Genomic DNA, 25833 nt, shown 5'->3' on the forward strand with positions numbered 1-25833 from the left:
GGCCGTTGCCGCCGCCCCGGGGACCGCCGCCCCTTATTTGCCGCTCTCGGCCAGCAGCGCCTCCATCTGGTCCACCAGGTCGGCGAACAGCTTCATCGTCCGCTGGACCGGTTCGGGCGAGGTCAGGTCGACCCCCGCCTTCTTCAGGATCTCCACCGGGTAGTCGGAATTGCCGACCGCCAGGAACTGCATGTAGGTATCGAGATATTTCGGATCCTCGAGCACCTTCTGGGACATCGCCTGCGCCGCCGCGTAGGAGGTGGCGTACTGGTAGACGTAGTACTGGCTGTAGAAATGCCCGATGCGCAGGCACCCCAGGTCGTTGACCGCCCCGATCGTCAGGTCCGGCCCCCAGTACTTCTGGTAGATGTCGCGGTAGGTCTTGCGCATGAATTCGGCCGACAGCGCCTGCCCGCTCTCGATCCGCTCGTGGATCGTCAGCTCGAATTCGCTGAACATGACCTGGGTGAAGAACGACCCGATGATCTGCTCGATGTAGTAGTTGAGCAGCTCCATCTTGTCGCCCCGGTCGGTCGTGTTGTCCAGGAGGTACTTCATGAGAACCGCTTCGTTCCCCGTGGAGGCCACCTCGGCCGCGAAGAGCGAATGGTTGTGGCTGATGTACGGTTCGTGCCGGTTGGTGTAGTAGCTGTGCATGGCGTGGCCCATTTCGTGGGCGAGCGTGAACACCGAGGCCAGCGTCCCGTTGTAATTCAGCAGCACGTAGGGGTGCGAGCTGTAAGTTCCCCACGAGTACGCCCCCGACCCCTTCCCCTCCGTCTCGTAGACGTCGATCCAGCCCGACGTGAACCCTTTCTCGAGGTCAGTAAGGAACTGCGGCCCCAGCGGCTGCAAGCCGCGGCGGAGGATCTCCTGGGCCTGCTCGTAGGTATACTCCTTCCGCCCCTCCGGCATGAGCGGCACGGAGAGGTCAAACGTGAAGAGCGTGTCGACCCCGAGGATGCGTTTGCGCAGCGAGGCCCACTTGTGCAGCGGGGCGAGGTTCTCGTTGACCGCCGCGATGAGGCTGTGGAAGACCGCGACCGGGATGTTGTAGCGGTCGAGCGAGGACTCCAGGCAGGTCGCGTAGCCGCGCGCCTGGGCCTGGAAGTAGTCGCTCTTGACCGAGGCCGCCAACGTCGCCGCCAGCGTGTTCTCATAGTCGAGGTAGGCGGCGTTGTACCGGTCGCTCACCCGTCGGCGGAGTTCGCGGTCGGTGGACTCGAGCATCTTGTATACGCGCTCTTTCGTGAGCGCCACCTCCGCGCCGTTCTCATCGGCCACCGTGCCGTAGTCGATATCGGCGTTGTCGACCATGTTGAAGATTTCTCCGGATGCGCTCACCGCAGGCCCGGCCAGCGCCAGGAGAGCCTCCTCCTTGTCCGACAGCACGTGCGCCTGCTTGCGGAAGAGATCGTCCAGGTAGTGGCGGTACACCGCCAGCTTCGGGTCCTGCCCGGCGAATCCGACGATCTTGTCCTTGCCGGCGGCGATGATCTCCGGTTCGATGAAGGAGGTCCCCTCGGAAATCCGGGACCACAACTGCCGGATGCGCCCTCCCATCTCCTGGTAGGTGCTCACCCGGTTGTCCTCATCGAGTATCAGGTAGGCGTAGACATACAGGTTGTCGGCGATCAGCTCGATGCTGTCGCGGGTGGCCAGACAGGCCAGGAGGGTCGCCGGTCCCTCGCCCAGACGGCCGCGGTATTGGTCGAACAGCCCGATGCTTCCCTGGAGACCGGCGAAGGCGGCCTCCCAGGCGCTGTCGGTCGGGAAGATGTCGGCGACCCGCCACTTGTATTGGTCGGCGATATCCGCCCGCTGGGGAATGGCGCTGTCGGCGGAAATGACGGCGGACGCGGCTGCGAGAAACAGCCCGACCGCGAGGAGGACGGGGGAAAGGACACGCGATGTGAGCCACATAGGAGGTCTCCGGGATGAGTATTTCACTTGTTCCACGCTTGCTTTCGGCGTTACCATAGGCTGCAAATATACGCGCCGCCCGCGCGTCGCGCACGAACTTTTCTTGAAGGTCACCGCCATGTACACCTATCGGACTGCGGTCAAGCTCCACGATACCGACGCCGCCGGAGTGCTCTTTTTCGCCAATTATTTCCGGCTCGCCCACGAGGCCTATGAGGCCTGGATGTCCGCCGTCGGGTTCGACTTCTTCCACCTGATCCACGAGGCCGACTATCTCGTGCTCATCGTCCGCGCCGAGTGCGATTTCAGGCGCCCGCTCCGCGTGGGCGACGGTGTGACCGTGCGGATGACCGCTTCCGGCATCGGCCGCTCCTCCTTCACGCTCGCCTACACTGTTGTGGACGACGACGACCGCGTCGTCGCCCAGGGCGCCACCGTGCATGCCTGCGTGGGCAAGCCGGATCTCAACTCCGTCCCTCTCCCGGCCGGACTGAAAACGGAACTGGAGAAGCTGCAGTAAGGGGGGCGGGGCGCCGGCAACCCTTCGGGGAGATCCTGAAGCTTCCGGAGGAGCGTTCTTTTCGCGGCCCTCTCTCCCGTAAAAGGGAACGCTCGCCGTCTACCCCGCGGTCTTCTCTCCTGCCTGCCCGTAGAGTGCTTGCGCCACCCGCTCGAGATACTTTCGGTCCGGTTTCAATCCCGCCCGCGCCTCCTCGGGGATCAACGCCACCCGCACCGGCACCGCGTAGGCCGGGAGCCTCTCCCTGAACATCTCCCGCACCTGCGCGGGAGTATCCGCCCGCCCGCCGGCGAGAAGGACATAATCCCGCAGGAGCCGCGTCGTGCCGTCGTACGTGCGCGGATCTTTCCGCACGAAAGAGACGAAAGCGAACGGCCGCTGCCCGTACTGCGCGTCCTCGACCGCGACCACCACCGCCTCGGCGACATCCGGCAACTCCAGAAGCATCTTTTCCACCAGCTCCGGCTGCACGTTCTCGCCGCCGGAGATGAGCATGTGGTCCTTTCGGCCGGTCACGCGAAGATACCCGTCGGGCTCCAGCTCCCCCCGGTCGCCCGTGTGGAACCATCCCTCGGCGTCGGCGATCGTCCGCAGGCCATTCGATTCCAGGTACCCCGGCGAGAGCACAGGCCCCCGCACGAGGATCTCGCCCGACTCATCGATTCGAAGTTCCCGGAAGGGCAGGAGTCTGCCCGACCCGAACAGCCGCCGGAGGGGATCGTCCGGGGCCGTCGTGGTCACCTGAGAGCACATTTCCGTCAGACCGTAGGAGGTGAACAGCGGCAGACCCCGCGCGGCGGCCGCTTCGATCAGGCCGCGCGGCGCCGCCGCTCCCCCGATCAGGACAGCCTTCAACCCGGCCCGGTGGCCTCCCTCGGCGAGGTACCGCCGCAGTTGCGTCGGCACCATCGAGCAGTGGGTGACGCCGAGCGTCTCGATCGACTCCGCCGGATTCGCCGGTCGGCGCCCCGGCACGACCGCCGCGCCGGCGAGCATCGCCCGGTACAGGATCGCGATCCCGCCCACGTGGTGCAGCGGCAGCGACAACAGCCACCGGTCGCCCTCCGCCAGCGGGAGGTTCTCGTTTGATCCGAGCGCGCTGTAGTAGTGGTTCCCGACCGTGTGCAGACACAACTTCGGCGTCCCGGTGGACCCCGAGGTGAGCACGCCGGTCGCCTCCAAACGGAGGTTGCGGCGGAAATCCGTCCGGTCCGCTTCCGCCGGCGAGAGGAGAATCTGCGCCTCAATTTCGGCAACCTCCTCCCAGGTGGCGGCGGCGAAGGGGATATGCTCCCGGCGGTCCTGAGCGACGACCGCGACAATTCCCTGCTCCGCCGGCAGCGCCGCCCGCACCAGCGGCGCCGGCAGAGCGCCGTCGACCACCAGCGCGGTCGCCCCGGCTCTTCCCGCGGCCAGGAACGTGATGATGACGTCAAGGGAGGGCTCGTCCCCGGCTTTCGGGACAAGCAGAGCGAGCCGCCGCAGCGGTCCGAGCCGCGTTTCCAAGCGGGCCAGCGCCGCCGCGCGGCGATTCACGGCGCGGTTGGCCTCGGCGTAGCTGTACTCCCGCGCCGGCGTCACGAGAAAGGGCGCCGCGGGCCGCCGGCGCGCCGCCTCCCCCAGCGGACAGGGGATATCAGTCATGCGCCGGTTCTCCGAGGCGGTCCGGACGCACTTCGAAAGTCCCCGCGGGAAGGGCGGACAGGTCGATTTGCCCCTGCGCGATGCGGAGCGGTTCCACGGTCAGATCCTCGGCGAGCGCGTCCTGCGTGTCCAGTCCCATGGCGACATTCTCGCCGGCCTCGCCGTCGTTGAGGCAGGCGCCGATTTCGGCCAGCATCGCCAGTGTGAGGCTCGATTCGTAGGCCGAGCTGATCACCGCCAGCATCCCCGCCCGGCGCGCCCGCCGGGCAAACCACATCGCCCACTCGAATCCCAGCAGGGTCGGCTTGAGCACGATCGCCCGCACCCCGCGGACTTGCGACAGCGCTTTCGGCGAGATCGTGCGCAGGCTCTCGTCGAGCGCGACAGGAAGGCGGAATCCGCCGCGGTGAGTCAGTTCGAGCAGCTCGAGAAAACTGCGCACCGGCTCCTCGATGTACTCGATGTCGTACGGCGCGGCCGCCTGCCCGAACCGGATCGCGGTGGGGATATCGAACGCCCGGTTGGCATCGAGCCGGAGCTTGGCGCGCGGGCCGATCGTCTCGCGCACCCGGCGCACCGCCTCTATGTCCTCGTCGAACGGCCGCCGCCCCACTTTGAGCTTGAACGCCCCGAAACCTTCGCCCTTGCGGCGCTCTGCCTGCCCGAACGCCTCATCCGCCGATCCGCTCAGAAGGGCGTTGACGGTGATCCTCTCCCGGGGATTGGGACAGAGCAGGCGGTGCAGCGATTTCCCCTGGCGGTGTGCCACCAGTTGGAGCACGGCGGTCTCCATCGCGACCGACACCGAGGCTGTCAACCAGCTGTGGCCCAGCCAGTTGCCGAAACCGCCATCGAGCCGCTCGAGACCGGCGGGGATTTGCGCCCCCTGCACACCGGCCCGGAGTTCCCGCAGTTCCCGCTCGGCATCGGCCAGCGATTCCCGGCTGTGTCCCGGAAGCGGCGCCGCCTCCCCCCAGGCCGTGGCGCCGTCCTCGAGCGTCACTTTCACAAGCATGCCCTCGCGGGAGCGCAGTTCCTCGCCCCGAATGACCGGCGGCCGCCGGAACGGCAGTACATAGCGGTAGAGCTGAACCTGCGCGATTCTCACCACCACCATCCTATCGAAAACAGCAGGCTGTACAGCAAGAGCAGTTTCCCCGTCGTGGCCAGCAGCCTGTTGAGCGTCGGTCCGTCGGTGGCGCGGCGGATCGTACGGAACGCCGCCAGCGCCGGAAGTATCGTGAGCGATGCAATAATCGCCGACGAGTGCCCCTCGGTCAACAGCGCGAGCGCAGCGGGAATGCCCGCGGCGATTGCGACGGCGAGGACATACTCCCACTGGGCGAAGGTTCGCCCGAACCGCGCGGCGAGCGTGCGCTTGCCGGCCCGACGGTCGCTCTCGATGTCGCGGAGATTGTTGACCGTCAGGATCGCCACGGAGAACAACCCGGTCCCCGCCCCGGCGACCAGCACCGGGGGAGTGATGGCCAGCGTCTGCACGTAATAGGTCCCGCCGACCGCCACGGGTCCGAAGTAGACGAACACAAAGAGGTCGGCCAGACCGATATAGCCGAGCGGGTACGGGCCGGCCGTGTAGAGAATCCCCCAGAGGACGGAGCTGAGTCCGATGACGGTCACCGGCCAGCCACCGCGATATACGAGGTAGGCGCCGCAGAGCACGGCCAGCCCGAACACCAGCGCCGTGGCCGCCTTCATCGCGCCCGGTGTGACCAGACCCGCCTGAGTCACCCGGATGGGACCGACCCGGGCGATCGCATCGGCCCCCGATTTGAAATCGGAATAATCGTTGGCGAAATTGGTCCCGATCTGGATGAGCAGCGCCCCGGCCAGCGCCGCGAGCGCCGACCAGAGGTGAAAGGCGCCCGCCTCCGCCGCCATCGCCGTACCCATCACCACCGGCGCCGCGGAGGCAAAGAGCGTCTTGGGCCGGGCCGCGAGCAGCCACACCTGCGGGCGGCCGATCGGCGCGCCCGCCGCGACTGTGTCAGGGCTGCCGGGGAAACTTGCCGAAATCCGGTTTGCGCTTCTCCTTGAAAGCATCGCGTCCTTCCTGCGCCTCCGCCGTCATGTAGAACAGCATCGTCGCGTTGCCGGCCAACTCCTGCAGCCCCGCCTGCCCGTCGCAGTCGGCGTTGAGCGCCGCTTTCAGACAGCGGATCGCGGTGGGCGAGTTGGCGAGAATCTCCCGGCACCACTGGACCGTCTCCTCCTCCAGCCGGGCGAGCGGGACCACGGCGTTGACGAGCCCCATCTCCAGCGCCTGCCGGGCGTCGTACCGGCGGCAGAGGAACCAGATCTCCCGCGCCTTCTTCTGGCCGACCAGGCGGGCGAGGTAGGATGATCCATAGCCGCCGTCGAACGACCCCACTTTCGGCCCGGTCTGTCCGAAGACGGCATTGTCGGCCGCGATCGTGAGGTCGCACAGCACGTGGAGCACGTGCCCGCCGCCGATCGCGTAGCCGGCCACCATGGCGACCACCGGCTTGGGGCAGGTCCGGATTTGCCGCTGAAACTCCAGCACGTTCAGGCGGTTGACCCCGCTGGTATCGGTGTAGCCGGAGTCCCCCCGAATCCTCTGATCCCCCCCCGAACAGAACGCCTGGTCGCCCGCGCCGGTGAGAATGATGACGCCGATCTGCGGGTCCTCCCGCGCGTCGGCCAGCGCCGCCATCATCTCCTGCACCGTCAGCGGCCGAAACGCGTTGCGGACCTCGGGGCGGTTGATCGTGATCTTGGCGATCCCCTCCGCCTTGTGATACGTGATATCGCTGTATGCGCCCGCTTCTGTCCAGATGATCCTCGCCATGGCACCCTTTCTATCCGCTCAGGAACTCCTGTACCAGCTCGACAAACCGGGCCGGTTGTTCGACGTGGACCGCGTGCCCCGCCCCCGCCACCGTCGCGACCCGCGCCCCCGGCATCCGCTCGGCCATCCGCGCCGCGATCTCCCGGAATTTAGCATCTTCGGCGCCGACAATCAACAGCGTCGGCGGCGCGTCGGCCAGGCGGTCCCACTGCGGTTCCTGCGCCCCGGTCCCCATCTCACGCAGCGCCCGGGCCAGAGCTCCGCCGTCCTGGGCGCGGCGGCGTTCCAACATCCCGGCGAATTCCTCCGGAACCCGCTTAAGTCCCGCGAACATCGGCTGATCATACCAGTCGCGGAGAAAGCGCTCGAGGGGCTCGGTCTCCAGCCGCCGCGCGAGTGTATCGTCCTGCCGCCGCCGCGCGATCCGCTCGTCTCCGTCGCTCAGTCCCGGCGAGGCCGACTCGAGCACGAGCCGCCGCACGCGCGCGCGGCAGTGCAGCGCGAGGTGCAGCCCCAACCGCCCCCCCATCGAGTAGCCGATCAGATCCGTCTGCGCGATCCCCCGGCGCGCCAGCTCGAGGGCGAGCGCGGCGGCGACCTGCTCCATGCGCCACGATCCCGCGCCCTCCGGACCCCGGGTCTTTCCGTGCCCCGGGAGATCGGGAGCGAGGCCATACCGTTCTCCGGCCAGGGCCGCCATGACGGTGCTCCAGTCCGCGCCCGTTCCCATGAAACCGTGGAGCGCCACCACCGCCGGATTGCGCGGCGACCCCGCCGTCTCGAGGTGAAACCGGAAATCCCCCGCCATGCGCTTACCCCTCGAGCGCGCGGACCACCGCCTCGGTGAGCCGGGCGTGCAGTTGCCGGTTGCGCCGCCGGTCTGTTCGCACCTCGATGAGCGTCCCCCCGCCCGGCCCGGCCTGGGCCTCCCGGTAGATGCGCGCGAACTCTTCGGCGCTCGTGGGATGGGCGTACGAAAGCCCGAACATCTGCGCCGCTTGCTTGAACGTGATCCCGTGGGGCGTTCCCCAGTACGGCTCAAACAAATCGGCGCGCTCGGCGATCGGGAGGAAATGGAATATTCCGCCGCCGTTGTTGTTCAGCACGACGATAGTCATGGGCTGCGCCAAGCGCCGCACGAGCGCCAGGGAGTTGAGGTCGTGCAACAGCGCCAGATCCCCGGTCAGCAGGGTCACCGGCCGCTCCCACCCGAGCCCGAACCCGGCCGCCGAGGCGACCGTGCCGTCGATTCCACTCGCGCCCCGGTTGGCTGCAACCGGCGCCGCCGGGCCGTCGCCGGCGGCCAGGGCATCCAGGTCCCGGATCGGCATGCTCGAGGCGACAAAGAGCGCGCCCGCGGCTGAGATATTCTCCGCCACCAGCCGCGCCGTCAGCGGCTCCGACAGCGTCGCATCCTCCGCAAGCACTCGGGCGATCGCCGCTTCCGCCTTGTCCGCACCCGCCCGCCAGGCCGCAAGGCCGGTCTCTTTGGCTTTCTCCCTCAGGAACGGCAGGAGAAAACTGCAGAACATGTCGATGTCCGCTTCGAACCGGTGGGTGACCTGATGGTGCGGGTCGTGGCGTTCGGGGGCGGCGGCTGCGTGGATATAGGCCGCCGGTTGCGACCGTTTCAGCCATTGGGCGACCCGCTTCGAGGTTACGATCGGACCGAAGTGGAGCACCGTGTCCGGCGCGAGAGCGTCGGCAAACGATTCCGCGGCGAGCATGTACTCGGCCGGTGCGATCACGTGTCCCGCCGCCCCGAGCCGCAGGCCCGACCCGATATCGGCTATGACCGGCCACCCGAGCGCCTCGGCCACTTTCGCGATCGCGACCCGCTCGGCCTCGCGCCGAAGACGCCCGACCACGATCACACCGCGGCGCGCCCGGTTCAGCAGCCCGGTCGCCGCTTCCATCCGCGCCGGTTCGCACACTTTCACCGGCGAGCGATAGATTGTCCACGGGCTCTCGCCCGTTCGCCAGCACCCGACCGACCGCAGGTAGTCGCCGAAATCTTCCTCCGCGCCGACCGGGGCGAGCGGTTCCCGGAACATCCAGTTGAGGTGCACCGGACCGGCCGGTCCGTGCTGCGCCCGGTAGACCGCCTGGTCGATCGTCGTGAGCACAAACTCCGGCGGTGTCTCCCGGCTGGGGCAGGGGAGATCGAAAAACCACCGGGGATAATCGGCGTAGAGCTTCGTCTGGTCGATCGTCTGATTCGCGCCGCTTGCCCGCAGCTCGGGCGGGCGGTCCGCCGTGAGGACCAGCAGCGGCACGCCGTCCATCGCCGCCTCGATCACCGCCGGGTAGAGGTTGGCTGCCGCGGTTCCCGAGGTCACGACCACGGCCGCCGGTTTTTCCGTCGCCCGCGCGTAGCCGAGCGCGCAGAAGGCCGCCCCGCGCTCGTCGAAATGGACGATCTTCCTAGCCGCCTCGTGCCGCGCCGCCGCCGCCGTCAGCGGCGTCGACCGCGAGCCGGGGCAGAGGCAGAACAACCTCACCCCGCAGCGCACCAGTTCTTCGACCGCGGCCTCCGCCCAGAGGCTGTTCAGATTCGGAAATCGGCTGTTCATGGCCCCGCCAGCAGCTTCAGGTAGTTATCGATCTTATTTTCGATCTCGTCCCATTCTCTGTCGGGATGCGAACCGCCGACAATCCCGGCTCCCGAATAGAGCCGCAGCGTGTCTCCGGCCGCCAGCGCCGAGCGGATCGCGACCGCGAATTCCGCGCTGTCTGCCCCGATCCAACCGACCGGTCCGGCATACCAGCCCCGGTCGAAAGCCTCGAGTTCGCGAATCCGCTGCCGGGCGGTTGCGGTCGGCGCCCCCCCGACCGCCGGCGTCGGGTGGAGGCGCGCCAGAATATCCGCGTCCCCGACGCCGTCTCTGAGAACGCCCGCGAAACGGGTCGCGAGGTGCTGCACGCGCGCCAGTTTGACCAGTTCCCGTCCCTTCTCCTCGGCTGCCTCCCGGCACAGCGCCGCGAGCGCCCCGCGCACCGCGTCGGCGACGCAGGCGTGTTCCTGCGCTTCTTTCCGGCTGGTCAGGAGTTTCTCGCCCAAGAGGGCGTCCTCCGCCGGCGTCTCCCCGCGCCGCCGGGTTCCGGCCAGAGCCTCGCTCGTGATCCGCCGCCCCTCCCGGCGGTACAGCCGCTCCGGCGTCGCTCCCAGGAAGGCGGCGCCGTCCGGCGGCTTGAAGGCGAAGACGAAACAGCCCGGCGCCGAGGCCGCCAGCCGGGCCGTCAGGCGGAACGGATCCGCCGGACTGCCCAGCTCACAGCGGCTTTCGCGCGCGAGCACGATCTTGTCCATCCGCCCGGCGTTGATTTCGTCCACCGCCGCTCCGACAATGTCCAGCCAATCCTCTCGGCCCGGCGTATCGACCCGCCGGCGCACGCCGGCCGGCGGGATACCGGGGTCCGCCGGCGCGAAGCGCAACTGCGCCAGGTCTTCGATGATGCGGGAAACCTGCCCGCGGTCCTCGGGGAACCGCAGATTGACTGCCAGCACGGCCGCCCCGCCGCGGGCGGCGAGCTCGAAGCGGGGGAGCACAAACCGCGCTCCGCCGAACTGCCGCCAGTGATCGGCCTGCTCCCGGTCGCTGTCGAACCGTATTCCGCCGTAGCACCGCACGCCCTCGGCGTCGCCGATCAGTTCCCGGATCCGCCCCATCAGGTCATGCGGATCGGCGCAGACCGCGCGGAATTCCACCGCCGCGGCGCCCACCCCGGCGACGGCCGAGCGGTCCTCGCGGTCGCTCCAGAAGATCCGCTCGCTCTGCCGCTGCGCCGCGAGCCAGGCCGCCGGTTCCATCGCGGCGAGAGGGACCTCGCACCGCTCCACGTGCGGGCTGCCCGCCCGCGGATGCGCCGCCCGCCGGGCGATCTCTTCGGCCAGATGGGCCGCCGCCCCGGCGGGCGTGTGCGTGTCGCTGTCTTTGAATACTGAGGGCATCATGGGCCTGCACCGTTGGTTCCGCACTATATCACTTTTTCTCCCCGCTGTAAACAGTGGCCACTCCGAACGTCAGCGGCCGCGGCCGGACCGCCGCGAACCCGGCCCGGCGAAGGAGGTCGCAGAACGCCTCGCCGTAGGGAAACGACTCCACTGTCCGGTCGAGGTAGCGGTAGGCCGCCGCATCCCCGCTGATCGCCGCGCCGATGCGCGGGAGGATGTGCCGGAGGTAGACCAGGTAGGCCGCCCGGAGGGCGCGGTTGTCGGGGAAGGAAAACTCGAGCACCAGCACGCGCCCGCCGGGGGCCAGCACCCGGTGCATCTCGGCCAGTGCCCGCGGCACGTCGGTCACATTGCGAATCCCGAAACTGATCGTCACGACGTCAAAACTTCCGTCGGCAAACGGCAGGCGCAGGGCATCGCCCCGCACGAATGCGATCCGCTCGGCCAGCCCGCATTCCCGCGCTTTGTCCCGGCCGCGGGCCATCATGCGCGCCGCCGGATCGAGCCCCACCCCCAGGCTCACATTCTTCCGCTGCTTCAGCCCGATCGTCAGTACATCCCCGGTGCCGCAGGCGACGTCGAGCACGGCAAGATTGTCCCGGTCGGGAAACATCGCCGCCAGCTTCTTCCGCCAGCGGACATCCAGGCGGAGTGTCAGCACGCGGTTGACCAGGTCGTACCGGTGCGCGATCCGGTCAAACATCTGGGGCGACTCCCCCTTTTCGGGGATCGGGTCCGCCGTCTTGTCCGCGTGATCTTCCGCCGCCATTTCTATCCGCTTTCCGGCCGATCCGTTCCGACCGCCGCAATATACGCAATCCCTCCGCTCCCTCAAACCCGATTGCCTCGCGCGGTCCTTTTTCGTACCTTGCCCAAAAGGCTGCCGCAACGCGAAAGGATCAGCGTTCATGAAGTATCGTCGAGTCGGCCGCAGCGGGCTGAAAGTCTCGGAGATCGCTCTTGGGGCCTGGTTGACTTACGGCGGGCCGGTCTCCGCCTCACAGACTGCGCCCATCGTCCGCCGGGCGATCGCCCACGGCGTCAATTTCATCGACCTCGCCGACATCTACGCCCGGGGCGCGGCCGAAGAAACCCTCGGCCGTATTCTCAAGGAATTCCGCCGCGCCGACCTGGTCCTGTCCAGCAAGCTCTTCTGGCCGATGTCCGACAACCCCAACGACCGGGGCCTCTCGCGCAAACACATCAGGGAATCCATCGAGGGAACGCTCCGCCGTCTCGGCACCGACTACCTCGACATCTACTTCTGCCACCGCTTCGATCCGGAGACGGAGGTCGAGGAAACCGTCCGCGCCATGGATGACCTGGTGCGGCAGGGGAAGATCATCTACTGGGGAACCTCGGTGTGGGAGGCGGCCCAGATCGAGCGGGCGGTCGGTCTGGCCCGCGACTACCGCGCCTACGCGCCGATCGTGGAACAGCCCCGCTACCATCTGCTCGACCGTCACATCGAGCCGGAGATCATGCCGGTGTGCGCCCACAACGGCATGGGCCTGACCGTGTGGTCCCCCCTCGCCCAGGGGCTGCTCACCGGCAAGTACAACGCGGGGATACCGGACGGAAGCCGCGGCGCCACGAGCATGTGGCTCAAGCCGAGCCTGACCGAGGCCAACATCGCCGCCGTCCGGCGGCTCAGCGAACTCGCCGCGTCGCTGGACATCACCGTGGCCCGGCTCGCCCTCGCCTGGGTTCTGCGCCGGCCGGAAATCAGTTGCGCCATTATCGGCGCCACCGCGCCGGAACAGGTCGATGAGAATGTGAAAGCGGCCGACACCGTCTTGTCGGCCGAGACCCTCGCGGCGATTGAACAGATCCTCGGCAACGACCCGGCGGCCCGCACCCAGGCGTAACATCCCCCTCCGGTCCGAGAGGGTGCGGGGTCCGGGCGCGCGGCCGCGAACGGATTGGCACAGATGCGGCTGATATTCCATCCGACCTGTCTGACCTACCACCTGCCGGGGCATCCCGAAACGCCCCGGCGCGTGCGGCTCGCCTGGGAGCACCTGTCCCGGCAGTACGAGACGGTGCCGCCGGAACCGGCCGGCGACGAGGATATTTTGACCGTCCACACGCCCCGCCACCTGGAGATGGTGCGGACCGGGCAATTTCTCGACTGGGACACGCCCGCCCTCCCGTTCATCTTCGACCATGCCCTGCTCGCGGCGGGCGGCGCCCTGACAGCGATGCGGCTTGCGCTCGACGGGGTCGCGGCGATCTCCCTCCTCCGTCCGCCCGGCCACCACGCCGGCCCGGACTCGGTCGCCGGGTTCTGCTATTTCAACAACATCGCCATCGCCGCCGCCCGGGCCCTCGAACAGGTGGACCGCGTCGCCATCGTCGATTTTGACTGCCACCACGGCAACGGCACGCAGGACATTTTTCTCGGCCGCGACCGGGTCGTGTACCTCTCCCTCCACCAGAGCCCGTTCTACCCCGGCACCGGGCTGTTTTCCGAGCGGAACTGCTTCAACTATCCGCTCCGGATGGGCGCCGACGAGGAGATGTGGCTGCGGGCGCTGGATGACGGCCTGGCGAAAGTGCGGGCTTTCGGCCCCGACCTGATCGCGGTGTCGGCCGGGTTTGACCTCTACAAGCTCGATCCGTTTTCGTTTATCCCGCTGTCGCACGAAGCGTTCCGGGCCGCCGGGGAGCGTATCGGCGCGCTCGGCCGACCGGTGTTCAGCGTCCTGGAGGGGGGCTACTCCGACGGCCTCGGCCGGTGCGCCGCCGCTTATCTTGAAGGGCTGGCCGGGTAAACCGGCCGCAATTGTCCTTGCGGCCGCCGCCGCCCGGCATACTATACGGTATGAAGCGGTTCGAATTTCTCGACCACACCGCCGACGTCATCCTCCAAGGCCACGGCGACACGCTCGCGGAGGCATTCGCCGCCGCGGCCGACGGATTGTTCGCGGTGATCACCGATCTCGACCGGATCGCACCGACACTCGACCTCGACGTCGCGGTCGAGGCGATCGATCGCGAGGGGCTGCTGGTGGCTTTCCTCAGCGAGCTCATCATCCGGCACGAGGTCGACCGGATTGTGGCGAAGGATTTCGCGGTCGTGTTGGAGGGGGACACCCGCCTCGCCGCGCGCGGGCGGGGGGAGAAGTTCGACGAGCGCCGCCACGAGTGCGGGATGCACGTGAAGGCGGTGTCGTACCATATGATCGAAGTCGTCGCGGGCGGCCCGGGCCGGCCGGCCCGGGTGCGGGTCGTCCTCGACGTGTGAGGATCCCCGCGGCCGGGAAATGCGCCCGGCGCCGCCGGAAATCGGAGTGTGCTATGGCATGGCAGGGTCCGCTGGACAAAATCGATGCGTGGCGTTACCAGATCCCGTCGTCGTTCGCCAGCCCCGTGATCAGGGAGAAGGGGCTGCGGATGCGCGTGCCGGGGCTGATTTTCACCGATGAGGCGATGCTCGAGGCGATCCGCCGCGACGACTCGCTCTTCCAGGTCGCCAACGTCGCCACCCTCCCGGGCATCGTCGAGAAGTCGATCGCCATGCCCGACATCCACCACGGTTACGGGTTCGCCATCGGGGCGGTCGCGGCGTTCGACGGCGCGGCCGGGGTGATCTCCCCGGGCGGGGTCGGGTACGACATCAACTGCGGCGTGCGCCTCATGCGCACCGACCTCCATCTTGGCGACGTCCTCCCGCGGATCGAGACGCTGGTCGACACGATGTTCGCCAACGTCCCCTCCGGCGTGGGTTCCTCCGGAAGAATCAGCCTGTCGGAGCGCGAGGTCGATGAGGTGCTGGCCACCGGCGCCCGGTGGGCGGTCAGCCGCGAGTACGGCCTCGCTGAGGATCTCGAAGCGATGGAGGAAGGGGGGTGTCTGGAGGAGAGCGACCCGTCGGTGATCTCGAAGAACGCCAAGGCGCGCGGCCACGACCAACTCGGCACTCTCGGCGCCGGGAATCACTTTCTCGAAATCCAGCGCGTCGACGCCATCTACGAACCGGACGCCGCGCGGGTGTTCGGCCTGGAGGAAGTGGGGCAGATCGCGGTCATGATCCACACCGGGTCGCGCGGCTGCGGACACCAGATTTGCACCGACTATCTGGAGAGCATGCGCCGGGCCTCAAGGAAATACGGCATCGCGCTGCCCGACCAGCAGCTCATGTGTGCACCGGTCGATTCCCCCGAGGCCCGGCAGTATTTTCTGGCGATGAACGCGGCGGCCAACTTCGCCTGGTGCAACCGCCAGGTGATCATGCACTGGGTGCGGGAATCGTTCGAGGCGGTTTTCGGACAGCCGGCCGATCGGCTCGGCCTTCGCCTCGTGTACGACATCGCCCACAACATGGCCAAACGCGAGCAGCACGACATCGGCGGGAAGAAGCGCTGGGTGTATGTCCACCGCAAAGGGGCCACCCGGGCCTTCGGCCCGGGGCACAGGGATGTCCCGGAGAAATACCGGGCGGTCGGCCAGCCCGTGATCATCCCCGGCGACATGGGCACCGCCAGCTACCTCCTGGTCGGCACGGCCCAGGCCATGCGGGAGACTTTCGGCTCCTCCTGCCACGGCGCCGGGCGGCGGCTGTCGCGCACCGCCTCGATCAAGGAGCACCGAGCCGAGGACGTGATCCGCAAACTCCGCGAGGGGGGAATCTACCTCCGGGCCAAGAGCAAGCGGGTCGTCGCCGAGGAAGCGCCCGGCGCCTACAAGAGCGTCGACGAGGTCGTCGCCATCTCCCACCACGCCGGCATCACCCGCAAAGTCGCCCGCCTGACTCCGGTCGGGGTCGTCAAGGGATAGACCCGGCGCGGACGCGCTCCGCCCAATATAAAGCGGGCGGGTCGACCGACCCGCCCGCATGGCGTCTGCCGAATTCCTGTCCGGACGATGCTACTTCACCAGCAGCATCTTCCGGGTTTCCGTGAACTCGCCGGCCGAGAGCCGATACAGATACACGCCGCTGGACACGCCGGAGGCGTTCCACTCGACGTGGTGCGTGCCGGCCCCGTACGGCCCGCTCGCCAGCACCGCCACCCGCTGACCGAGCACGTTGAACACTTCGAGCGTCACGTCGCCCGGGGTCGGGAGCGTGAAGCTGATCGTCGTCGTCGGGTTGAACGGGTTGGGGTAGTTCTGGGCGAGTTCAAACCCGGCCGGGACGAGCTCCGCCGGCGCCGCCGGGGCCTCCGCCCAGGACGCCGCGGCGTTGACGCAGAAGTCGTCGAAGTCGCTGTTGGACTTGGTGTAGCCTACTCCCACCAGGCCGGCCCGGGCCGAGAAGGTGTAGGAGCCGATCGACGTCGACCCGACCATCATCGAGACCGTCCCGCTCGCAGCCACGGACACGGTCACGTCATACCAGACCCCGGTGCTGAAAGTGTAGCTCGCATACGCCCGCGTGTACTGGCGCCCGCTGAGGATCTCGCCGACGTACACCCGGTTGTAGTAATCGTCGAACTGCACGTAGCGGTAGTTCGAGCTGTTGGTGTAGGCGAAGATGATGCGGGTGTTGCGCTGCGTGCGCCCGGTGTTCATGCGCACCTTGCACGTAATCGTCGCCGTCGAGAACGTCCCGAAGGGCGAGGTCAGCCGGGCATTCGAGGTCGTCGAGTTCCCCTTCAGGTAGTAGTTCGCGGCCGACCAGGTCCCGAGCTTGTTGCTCCACCCGGTGTAGTTGCCGTCGTTAAAGTCGTCGCACTGCGCGGTCTCGGTCGTGACCGTAATGTAGTTGGTCTTCGTCTCCGAGTCCGAACCGTACGCATTGGTCGCCGTCAGCGTCACCGTGTACGTCCCCGCCGATGTGTAGGTGTGGGTCGGGTTCTGGGCGGTTGACGTGCCGCCGTCGCCGAAATTCCACGACCAGCTCGTGGGAGTGTTGGTCGAGGCGTCGGTGAACACGACCGTCAGCGGCGCCGTCCCCGAAGTCGGCGTGCCGGAGAAGGCCGCCACCGGCGGGTAGGTCGGCGGCGCCGACACCGTGATGTAGCCGGTCTTGGTCTCGGAGTCCGAACCGTACGCGTTGGTCGCCGTCAGCGTCACCGTGTACGTTCCCGCCGAGGCGTAGGTGTGGGTCGGGTTCTGGGCAGTCGACGTGCCGCCATCGCCGAAATTCCACGACCAGCTCGTGGGATTGTTGGTCGAGGCGTCGGTGAACACGACCGTCAGCGGCGCCGTGCCCGAGGTCGGCGTGCCGGAGAAAGCCGCCACTGGCGGGTTGTTGGTCGAGATCGACAGCAGGGCGGCGTTGGCGTCCACCAAGCCGTAGCCGTAGTACTGGTCCCACCCGGCGGCGCCGAGATCCTCGGCCGTGTTCTGCAGGGCCGCCCGCACATCGGCCGGGGCCATCGAGCCGCCGTTCTTGGCGATCAGCAGGGCGGCCACACCGGCCACGTGCGGCGACGCCATCGACGTCCCCTCGTAGAAGTAGTACCCGAACGTCCCGTAGTTGGTCCCGTCATGCGTCTGCTGCAGCACGCCGTCAACATAGCCGTCGCCGTTCTGGTCGACGCTCACGTCGCCGCCGGGCGCACAGATGTCGATGGTCGAGCCGTAGCTCGTGTACGACGTGTACGTCTTGTTGTAGCGGACGGCCGAGACGGAGATGCACTGGGAGTAGGCGGCCGGATACTGGGGCGTGGAGGTGCCGGCGTTGCCCGCGGCGCAGACGATCGTCACGCCCTTGTTGTAGGCGTAGACGACCGCGTTCTGGAGGGTGGACGAGTTGTAGGATCCGCCCAGGCTCATGTTGATCACGTGGGCGCCGTTGTCGGCGGCGAACGTGACCCCGTTGGCGATCGCCGTGTACGAACCGCTGCCGGAGGCATCGAGCACTTTCACCGGCATGATGCTGCAGTTGAAGGCCACGCCCGTCACGCCGAGGTTGTTGTTGGTGGTCTGGGCGACCGTGCCGGCCACGTGCGTGCCGTGGGCGCAGTCGTCGTTGGGGTGGCTGTCGTTGTTGATGAAATCATAGCCGGGCACGAAGCTCGTCCCGGCCAGGTCCGGGGCCTGCGTGAAGCTGCCGTAGGTCTCGTAGGCGACCCCGCAGTCGACCACCGCCACGATCACGCTGGGCGAGCCGGTGGTCTGGTCCCACGCCGCCGGCATCTTGATCAGCGGCATGTGCCACTGGTACGTGTAGTAGGGATCGTTCGGCGTCATGAAGGCGTGGGCGATATAGTTTGGCTCGGCATACTCGACATCGGGACGGGCGCCGAAAGCCGCCACCATCTCCTCAACCGTCGTCCCCGCCGGGATCCGAAGCTGGTGGAAACCGATCTGGCGGTTGGTTGAGATCGTGGTGGCCCCGAGGTCGGCGAGCGCGGCACTGACCGCCTGGCGGCCCACGCCGTCCTTGAACTTCACAACTATCTCGTCCGGAACGTACTCATCTCCGGACGGCGGGACGCATGACTGCCCGACCCGAAAGTCCTCGGCGAAGACGAAACCGCAAAGGACAGTCAGCATCACCAGCACGAACACTGCTCTCATGGTTTGACTCCTTCTTCGATTGGGAGGAACGCTGCCCGCAAAGGAGACCCTTTGCTCCGGGCAGCCGGGTTTAATCAAGTGACGGTTGCGAACAAGGGAATAGTGTCTGTCGGGCGCACCACCTCCTCACATGCAATGAGAGTCCACGGGCAGATTGCATGATGATCCGCACCATACGCGAAAACAAAGGGCTGACTCAGCCTATAGTCGTTGTGATTACTGAAAAAATACAGGGCGGGCGCGCCCGAGTCAATAAAAAAAAGCGGACCCCCTTTTCCAGGTTCCCCCCGCGCGGCGGGCCTAGTCGTGCTCGCCGGCTTTGCGCCAGCGCTCCTGCGCCTCGCGCACCACGCGCTCCGCGGCCGCCCGGTCCTCCCACCCCTCGACCGCCGTCTTCTTCTCCTCCAACTCCTTGTATACCTGGAAGAAATGCTCGATCTCTTTCACCAGGTGCGGCGGGACCTCCTCCAGCGCCCGGATCCTGTTCCACATCGGGTCGTGGATCGGCACGCACAAAATCTTCTCATCCGGGCCCTTTTCGTCCTGCATGCGGAACAGCCCTACCGGACGGGCATCGATCAGGCATCCCGGGAAAGTCGGCTCCCAGGTGAGCACGAGAGCATCGAGCGGGTCGCGGTCGCCCCCCAGCGAATTGAGGATGAAACCGTAATCGCTCGGGTAGTGCACCGCCGAAAACAGCATGCGATCGAGACGGAACAGCCCGCGCGCCTTGTCGTACTCGTACTTGTTCCGGCTCCCCTTGGGGATCTCGACCAGCACTTCGACAGTGAAGTCATTTTCCATCATACGGTTCTCCGAGAGAGCCCTCCGCTCTCAGCCTCCGGCGGGCAGGCGCCGCTCTATTCGTATTCCGCACACATCGCGCGCCGCACGGAACCGACCGGCCCCCCCGGACCCGGTCGGCGCCAATCCGCGCCGACGCCTCCTACATCGACTTCGCCAACTTCACATACGCCTCGACCTCGGCCAGCGCCCGGTCGACCGCGCTGCGCCAGAAACCCTCGTCGGCCAGATCCACCCCCAGGTGAGTCCGGGCGAGCTCTTCGCAGGTCATGCTGCCGGTGTCCGCCAGGAGCGCGCGGTAGTCCTTCGCGAACTTCTTCCCCTCCCGCTTGGCCCGATCGTAGACGCCGCCGGCAAAGAGGAACCCGAACACGTAGGGGAAATTGTAGAAGGGCGCCGAGGTCATGTAGAAGTGCAGTTTGGATGCCCAGAAGAGCGGGTGGCACCCCGAATCGTCCAGCATTCCCGCAAACGCCTCCTTCTGCGCCGTCACCATCATCTCCGACAGCCGTTCCGCCGGGACCATCCCGTTCCGGCGTTCCGCGTAAAAGGCTCGGTCGAAAATGTACCGGCAGTGCAGGTCGGTAAACATCACATAGGCCGACTGGAGTTTCTGGTCCAGCAGCATGAGCCGTTCCCCGGCGTCGGCCGCCTGGCCCAGGGCCGCATCGGTCACCAGCGTTTCGGAGAAAATCGAAGCCGTCTCGGCCAGCGGCATGGGGTACTGTTGCGCGAAATACGGTTTCTCGGTGATGACCTGCTGGTGGTAGGCGTGGCCGAGTTCGTGGGCGAGCGTGAGAAGGTTCTCGAACGACCCGCCGTAGGTCATGAACACCCGCGACTGGCGGACCGGTCCGAACCCGGTGCAGAAGGCTCCGCCCGCTTTGCCGGCGCGGTCCTCGGCCTCCACCCAGCGGCTGTCGATCGCCCGGCGGTAAAAATCCGCCATGTCATCGGAGAACGACCGCACCTGGGCCACGACGAAATCGCCGGCCTCCGCGAAGCTGTACTGCCGATCGGACCGGCCGGCCGGCGCGAATTCGTCGTACCAGCGGAACCGGTCGATCCCCAGCAGTCTCTTCTTCGCGTCGACATAGGCGCGGAGCCGCTTTTTCTCCTCCGCAATCACCCGCCACATGGTGTCGAGCGTCGCCTCCTGCAGGCGGGCGTTGCGCAGCGGTTCGTACATGAGATCCCAGCCGCGGTACTTGTAGAGCGACAGGCGGAATCCCGCCTGGGCGTTGAGCGCCATCGCCGCCAGATCCTGACGGCGCTTCCACCCGTTGGTCATCGCCTCAAACGCCCGCCGCCGCACCTCCCGGTCGGGGCTGGACATTTTGGTCGCAATCTGCCCCATCGAGAGCAGCTTCGTCTGGCCGCCTTCCTCGAACGGTTCCCGAAGGTCGCCGGCCATCTTGTCATACAACTGGTTCCAGGTGTGATAGCCGTTGACCGCCAGATCCAGCGCCAGCTCCTCTTTTTCCACCGGCATTTTCCGGCGGGCGGTCTCGCGCACCTCGTTGAGGAAAAACTCCGTCCCGCGCAGTTCCGGGGCCGCCGTGAGCAGCTGCCAGGCCGCATCCGACTGCTGCAGAGACATCGCCTCGATCCGGGTCATGAGCTTCTTCCACTGGGCGACATCCTCCTCTCCTTCGGCATCGGCGGCGTGGGCAAGCGTGTCGCTGACATTCTGGGCTTTCAGACACGATGCGAACGCCAGCAGCAACTCGAGGTCGGCGAGGATGGACTGGAGGGTGGAAATAGCCGCCGCCCACTGGGGGCGGTTCTCCGGGGTGATGGCGGCGGGGAGCCGGTCGACCGCGGTCGCGGCCCCGGCGAGATCTTTCTTCACTTTCTCGCGGAACGCTTTGTACTCGGCGGAGGCGCTGCCTCCCGGGAAGATCGAGTCCAGATCCCAGGTGGGCGCGGCGGGGATGTGGGTGGCGGTGTGGGACATATTCGCGGTCTCCGATTCGTGGGGGTTAGAGCATTTTTCCAAGTATGGTGAAGGTAAGAAAAAAGCAGGGGAAAGGCAAGGCGCCGCTGCCCGCACCCGGCCGCATTGCGCCGGCCGGACTCACCCGTCGGGCGACCCTGCGCCGCTCCCCAATGCCGCCCTCTCACCGCGCCGAGGGTCCCGCACAAATCGGCGCGGAACCGCTCCGAAACATGTAGGCCACAAGATAGGTCAGGTCGGCGACCGTAATGTCGGCCCCTGGCGCGCCGGCGCCGTCAACATTCGCCGCCGCCGGAACCGGCGGCGGGGGCCCCCCGCGGAAGAGAAACGACACAAGAAACGAGAGATCCTGTATGTTCGGTCCGACGCCGTCGCCGCTGACATCGCCGCAGACGTAGGACTCGTCGACCGCCACGGCGAGTTCTCTGACAGCGCGGGCCCCGACCTGATCAACCACTTCCGCCACGAACGAATACCCGCCGGCGGCGACCGGCGTCCCGCTCAGCAGCCCCGACGAGTCCAGGGCCAGGCCGCTGCCGGCCAAATCAAGATCCCGGTCGCGCCACACCCGCCCCCCGGTTCCGCCCTCCGCTTCGAGCCGGCGGCTGTAGGCCGCGCCGACCATGCCGCGCGGCAGCCAATCGGTCGCAACCTCAAGGACAGGGTTGATCGTGAACGGGAACGTGCGCTCCCCGACCCGCCCGCTGTCATCGACCGCCTGCGCCGTCAGATTGATCGCTTGCGCCGCGAGCGGCACTCCCGAGAGCGCGCCCGAGGGCTCCAGGACCAGCCCGCTGCCGGCCAGCGCGTCGTTCTTGTCCGTCCACACCAGCAGGCTGCAGCAGGCCGCCGCCGCCAGCGAGCAGGAATAGGGGACACCCGCGGTCCAATCAGGCAGGGATGCGGTCAGCACGGCGGGATCGCAGGTGTAGCGCCATACGGTGATGTCGTCCACCGCCGCCTCGACGTGGGAGTCCGCGCCGGCATCGGAGGCGTCGAACCGGAGCTGCAGAGCACCGGTCGTCGCGACGATCTCCCCGGCCATGAACTCACGCGCGTACCACCCGCCGTCCGCCTGCACCACCGGGCCGACCGTCTCCACGAGCCGAAATGACTGGCTGGGGCTGGGCCGGACATAGACGCGGAAGGTATCGCTGTACGGCTCGCCTTCCGGATAGTAGTCGGCAAACCAGCGGGCGTACCGAATCCGCGCCTCGCCCGCGCCGACCGCAATCCAGGGAGACACCAGCATCGTCGTGCCGCCGTCCACGTCTTCAACCGTGGCGTTACCGGTCAGGAAACAGTACCCGGAGTTATCATAGTCGCGTCCGGGCGCCCCCCAGAAGGCTGCCGACTGCGGCAGAACCCGTTCCCACACCCCTTCGGTCGCCCCGCCCATTACCTGCCACCCGCAATCTTGATTGAAGTCATCGCGAAAGACGACCTCGGACCGGGCGGCAACCACCGCCAGGAAGGGCGCCTCGCGGTCATGATAGGCGAACACCGACCCCGAGGTGTCGGTGGCCGTGAAGTAGAAGTGCAGCGGCGTCATCTCGTACACGGGCGGCAGCTCGGCGCGGTAGCGATCGGCGCCGCTCTCGGCCATCGAGAGCGAGTCCCACGCCCCCTCGCCGAACGAGTAGTGCAGCCGGGCGCCCCCGGCCGCCGGACAGCCGGAGCCGGCGGCCCGCAGATACACCTCGAGTTCGATCGGACGGCCGGCCGGGAGTGGGTCGGCCAGCGGCCCCGGCAGCGCGAATCGGAGCAGCCCCGGCGCAAAGGTCTCGGCGGCCACCAACGTCGTCGCCAGCGTCCCCCGCACAACGCGCGCGAGGTAGTCGAAATTGATGTACACGGCGCTGTCGCGCGCGGTGTGAACAAACGGCATACGGACATACTCGTGGAGGGTGAGGGCCTCGTATCCCCGCTGCTCGAACGGCTCGGCATCCCACGCCGCGCCGGCCGCCAGGTGCGCCGAGAGGTCGACCCCCGCCAGCGAATCGGCCAAGGCTCCCCAGAGCGCTCCGTACGAACCGGGCACGGTGTGATAGACCCAGACGGCCGAGTCGTTCTCGTGGTAGCCGATCATGTCCATGTTGAGCACAAGCGCGATGCTGTCCTCCCGCCGCGCCGCCTCCGCGGCGTAGTAATCAGAGCCCCACAACCCGCACTCTTCAGCGTCGAAAGCCGCGAACACGAGCGACACCGGGGTCTCCAGAGCGGCCGCCACGCGCGCGATTTCGAGCACGCCGGCGATGCCGCTCGCATCGTCGTCGGCTCCCGGCGACTGCCGCGGAGAGGAATCGCGGTGGGCGCCGATCAGAATGTGAAAATCGGGATACAGCGTCCCCGGCTTGACGGCGATAACATTGAATGCGGCCACCGCCGGACCGTCTCCCCAGTTCTCGTAGGCGGCGAAGCTGTCTGTGATCACCGAGTCATAACCGAACGACCGGAACTTGTCGACAAGCCAGTCGCGCGAGGCGGCATTCTGGCTCGTGCCCACCTTGCGCGTCCCGAAAGCCTGCAGCCGCTCCACATAGGAACGGCAGGAATCCTCATTGATCAGACTGATCAGCGAGTCGAGATCGAGCGCGCGCTCCGGCCGCGCGCGGCCGATCGGCCGGGCCGTGCGGCAGACAATCGGCAGACTGGTCGATGGCAGCGGCGCCAGACCCAGCCAGCCGTTTTCGTCCGGCACAATCCCCCCGCGCACGTCGACGAGACGCAACCCCCCGCTCTCGAAGACTACCGGATAGCGGGCGCGGTCCCCCGGATCCGTTCGCAAGTCGCGCGCCAGATCGCTCCGGGCGATGTTGGCCCGAACCAGCCGCGACCGGAGCGCGCTCGTCTCCAGAGCGGCCGCCTGCGGCGGGTCGATGAGCACCAGGTAGCCGTCGGCGACCCGGGCCACCGCATCGAGGCCCAGACCCCGGAGCGCTTCCGCGTCCGTCGGACCGGTCAAGGTAACGTGATAGAGATCTTTCCCCCCCGCAGGGGCGGCCGCGCAGAGAATGAGCGCCGCGATAAACGACAGGCGGCGGAGGGCCAGGGCACCCCTGCTGCCGCGCCGTCCTGACAGCGTGCCGGCCATACTCGCACCTCTCGCCGGGCGGCCCGGCTCGGCTTGCATTCGGTTGAACTTCTACGGCGATGACTACCTATAGTATACTGCGCACTCCCTGTTTCGTCAAGCCCTGTCCGGGCGGGCGGAGGATCCACTCCCCGGCGGTGCCCTGTTCTCCCCTACGCGTTGGCCTTCTCGTCCCTTTTCACCCACCAACTGTACCACACCATCGCCGCCGCCGACAACAGGCCGACCGCGGCGAACTGGTACCAGAGCTTGTAGGGGTGGTAGGCGTGCCACAGGGCATCGGTCGCCTCCTGGGCGTTCATTCCTGAAACCTCCTGCAGTTTCGCGAACGCCTCGGTACGGGCGACATCGAGCACCTGGTACTTGGCGGCGAGGTAGTCGGCGGCCAGCTTGGCTTTCTCACCCATGGTGCCGTACACCTGTCCGCCGTAGAGCGAGCCGTACCCCCAGCCGACCGCGAGCGGCACGTTGGCGTACCCCATGTAGAGCCCCTTCTGCCCCTCGGGCGCGATCACGCCGAGGTACTCGTTCATTTTCGGCGAAGCGAGCATCTCGCCCACCGAGAAGACCATGATGCCGAGAATGCAGAACACGCCGGCGGTCGTGAATCCGGCCAGCACGAGGCCGACCGAGGAAATGATGACGCCGATGGTGATCGAGTGCACCCGCCGGAGCCGCGAGACCATCCACGACAGCGGCACGACGAGCAGGATGATCAGCCCCGAATTGGCGTTGATCATCCACTCCTGCGACAACTGGGGCGCCCGGTCGGAATTGAGCTGCAGCATCCAGTCGGGCAGCCCGAGCGTTTTCACCAGCGACGCGGAATTGACCCAGTCGACAATGAAATTGGGCAGCATGTCGAACAGCTGCATGAACATGAGCCAGAACCCCGACATGATGAGGATGAACACGACCAGTTTGCCGTTGAGGAAATTGCGGGCGGTGATCGCCAGGATGTGCAGCGGCCCCCCCTTCTGCTCCCCCCCCGCATGCACTTCCTTGTAGGTGAAGAGCATGATGTAGTTGAGCGAGATGATCCCGGCGCAGCCGAAAAACACCGCCGGCCAGGAGATACCGTAGAAGAAGTGCGCCAGCGGCGGGCCGAGGAACCCCCCGATATTCACCAGCATGTAGAACGTCCCCCACCCGATCGACGAATTCTTGTTGTTCAGCGTCCGCACCAGCGTCCCCTGCACCCCCGGCTTGAACACCGCCGTCCCGAACGCCAGCAGGCACACGCCGCCGAGGAAGGGCCAGAACTCCCGCTGCGTGGCCATCGTGAGGTACCCGATAATCTTGACCGTGAACGCGAAGGCCATCGTCTTCTTGTAGCCGTAGCGGTCGGCGAAGCCCCCCGAGACCATCGGCACCAGCGACTGCACGATCGCCCAGATCATGAAGATGAGTCCCTTGTCGGCCTGGGTGAAATGCAGCCCGCCCGGCTCGTCGGCCTGGGCGATGTAAATGGGAATCACGACCCGCACTCCGTAGTAGGCCAGGCGCTCGAACATCTCGATGACGTTGGCCATCCAGAAGGGGCGCGGAAGGGAAGCGAGTTGGCGGAAAAGGCCGGGGTTGGCGGCCCCGCCCGCGGCACCGGCTGCCGGCGCGGTTGACGTCATGGTACCTCCTGATG

Annotated in this window: 19 protein-coding genes; 5 read left to right on the forward strand and 14 right to left on the reverse strand. The window is 67.2% G+C overall.

Annotation, left to right across the window (positions count from 1 at the left end; translation table 11 throughout):
• Positions 1-33 precede the first annotated feature (33 nt).
• Positions 34-1923 (reverse strand): oligoendopeptidase F, encoded by a 1890-nt coding sequence (pepF, locus tag KA261_06570; GenBank protein MBP7697458.1) that lies wholly within the window; start codon positions 1921-1923, stop codon positions 34-36.
• A 118-nt stretch (positions 1924-2041) separates the two neighbouring features.
• Here pepF and KA261_06575 point away from each other — a divergent pair, with 118 nt between their 5' ends.
• Positions 2042-2443, forward strand: a complete 402-nt coding sequence (locus tag KA261_06575; GenBank protein ID MBP7697459.1) for an acyl-CoA thioesterase — start codon at positions 2042-2044, stop codon at positions 2441-2443.
• A gap of 99 nt (positions 2444-2542) precedes the next feature.
• Here KA261_06575 and KA261_06580 read toward each other — a convergent pair whose 3' ends face one another.
• From KA261_06580 to ubiE, 8 genes are read right to left on the reverse strand one after another with little or no spacing between them, the layout of a single operon-like run.
• Positions 2543-4087, reverse strand: coding sequence for an AMP-binding protein (locus KA261_06580; GenBank protein MBP7697460.1), 1545 nt, complete (start codon positions 4085-4087; stop codon positions 2543-2545).
• Entirely contained in the window at positions 4080-5195 is a 1116-nt protein-coding gene (gene menC, locus KA261_06585) for an o-succinylbenzoate synthase (GenBank protein ID MBP7697461.1), read from the reverse strand. The genes KA261_06580 and menC overlap by 8 nt, the downstream gene beginning before the upstream one ends.
• A complete protein-coding gene (locus KA261_06590; protein ID MBP7697462.1) occupies positions 5192-6148 on the reverse strand; it encodes a 1,4-dihydroxy-2-naphthoate polyprenyltransferase in 957 nt (318 codons plus the stop codon). Before KA261_06590 ends, menC begins: the two co-directional genes overlap by 4 nt.
• A complete protein-coding gene (menB, locus tag KA261_06595) occupies positions 6093-6914 on the reverse strand; it encodes a 1,4-dihydroxy-2-naphthoyl-CoA synthase (GenBank protein ID MBP7697463.1) in 822 nt (273 codons plus the stop codon). The genes KA261_06590 and menB overlap by 56 nt, the downstream gene beginning before the upstream one ends.
• Positions 6915-6924: 10 nt before the next feature.
• Positions 6925-7722 (reverse strand): 2-succinyl-6-hydroxy-2,4-cyclohexadiene-1-carboxylate synthase, encoded by a 798-nt coding sequence (gene menH / locus KA261_06600; protein ID MBP7697464.1) that lies wholly within the window; start codon positions 7720-7722, stop codon positions 6925-6927.
• A 4-nt stretch (positions 7723-7726) separates the two neighbouring features.
• A complete protein-coding gene (locus KA261_06605; protein ID MBP7697465.1) occupies positions 7727-9487 on the reverse strand; it encodes a 2-succinyl-5-enolpyruvyl-6-hydroxy-3-cyclohexene-1-carboxylic-acid synthase in 1761 nt (586 codons plus the stop codon).
• The gene (locus tag KA261_06610; GenBank protein ID MBP7697466.1) at positions 9484-10869 is read right to left on the reverse strand and encodes an isochorismate synthase; all 1386 of its coding nucleotides are present in this window, start codon (positions 10867-10869) and stop codon (positions 9484-9486) included. Before KA261_06610 ends, KA261_06605 begins: the two co-directional genes overlap by 4 nt.
• A gap of 28 nt (positions 10870-10897) precedes the next feature.
• On the reverse strand, positions 10898-11638 hold the full coding sequence (gene ubiE, locus KA261_06615) for a bifunctional demethylmenaquinone methyltransferase/2-methoxy-6-polyprenyl-1,4-benzoquinol methylase UbiE (GenBank protein MBP7697467.1): 741 nt from the start codon (positions 11636-11638) through the stop codon (positions 10898-10900).
• A gap of 139 nt (positions 11639-11777) precedes the next feature.
• Between ubiE and KA261_06620 the strand changes: the two genes are divergently transcribed.
• The 4 genes from KA261_06620 to KA261_06635 all read left to right on the forward strand — a co-directional run bounded on the left by KA261_06620 (position 11778) and on the right by KA261_06635 (position 15648).
• Complete coding sequence (locus tag KA261_06620) at positions 11778-12737, forward strand: aldo/keto reductase family protein (GenBank protein MBP7697468.1); 960 nt, start codon at positions 11778-11780, stop codon at positions 12735-12737.
• Between the two features lie 63 nt (positions 12738-12800).
• On the forward strand, positions 12801-13643 hold the full coding sequence (locus KA261_06625) for a histone deacetylase (GenBank protein ID MBP7697469.1): 843 nt from the start codon (positions 12801-12803) through the stop codon (positions 13641-13643).
• A 50-nt stretch (positions 13644-13693) separates the two neighbouring features.
• Complete coding sequence (locus KA261_06630; protein ID MBP7697470.1) at positions 13694-14116, forward strand: archease; 423 nt, start codon at positions 13694-13696, stop codon at positions 14114-14116.
• 53 nt (positions 14117-14169) lie between these two features.
• Positions 14170-15648, forward strand: a complete 1479-nt coding sequence (locus KA261_06635; GenBank protein MBP7697471.1) for an RtcB family protein — start codon at positions 14170-14172, stop codon at positions 15646-15648.
• Positions 15649-15738: 90 nt separating this feature from the next.
• Here the strand turns inward: KA261_06635 and KA261_06640 are convergent, their stop codons facing one another.
• From KA261_06640 to KA261_06660, 5 genes are all read right to left on the reverse strand, one after another.
• Positions 15739-18339: a S8 family serine peptidase gene (locus KA261_06640; GenBank protein MBP7697472.1), complete on the reverse strand. Its 2601-nt coding sequence runs from the start codon at positions 18337-18339 to the stop codon at positions 15739-15741.
• 300 nt (positions 18340-18639) lie between these two features.
• Positions 18640-19143, reverse strand: a complete 504-nt coding sequence (locus KA261_06645) for an inorganic diphosphatase (GenBank protein MBP7697473.1) — start codon at positions 19141-19143, stop codon at positions 18640-18642.
• A 142-nt stretch (positions 19144-19285) separates the two neighbouring features.
• Positions 19286-21100: a M3 family oligoendopeptidase gene (locus KA261_06650; GenBank protein ID MBP7697474.1), complete on the reverse strand. Its 1815-nt coding sequence runs from the start codon at positions 21098-21100 to the stop codon at positions 19286-19288.
• A gap of 163 nt (positions 21101-21263) precedes the next feature.
• On the reverse strand, positions 21264-24194 hold the full coding sequence (locus KA261_06655; protein MBP7697475.1) for a M28 family peptidase: 2931 nt from the start codon (positions 24192-24194) through the stop codon (positions 21264-21266).
• A gap of 152 nt (positions 24195-24346) precedes the next feature.
• The gene (locus KA261_06660; GenBank protein MBP7697476.1) at positions 24347-25819 is read right to left on the reverse strand and encodes an MFS transporter; all 1473 of its coding nucleotides are present in this window, start codon (positions 25817-25819) and stop codon (positions 24347-24349) included.
• Positions 25820-25833: the final 14 nt, after the last annotated feature.

Source organism: Candidatus Zixiibacteriota bacterium (assembly GCA_017999435.1).
Classification (GTDB): Bacteria; Zixibacteria; MSB-5A5; order GN15; family FEB-12; genus JAGNLV01.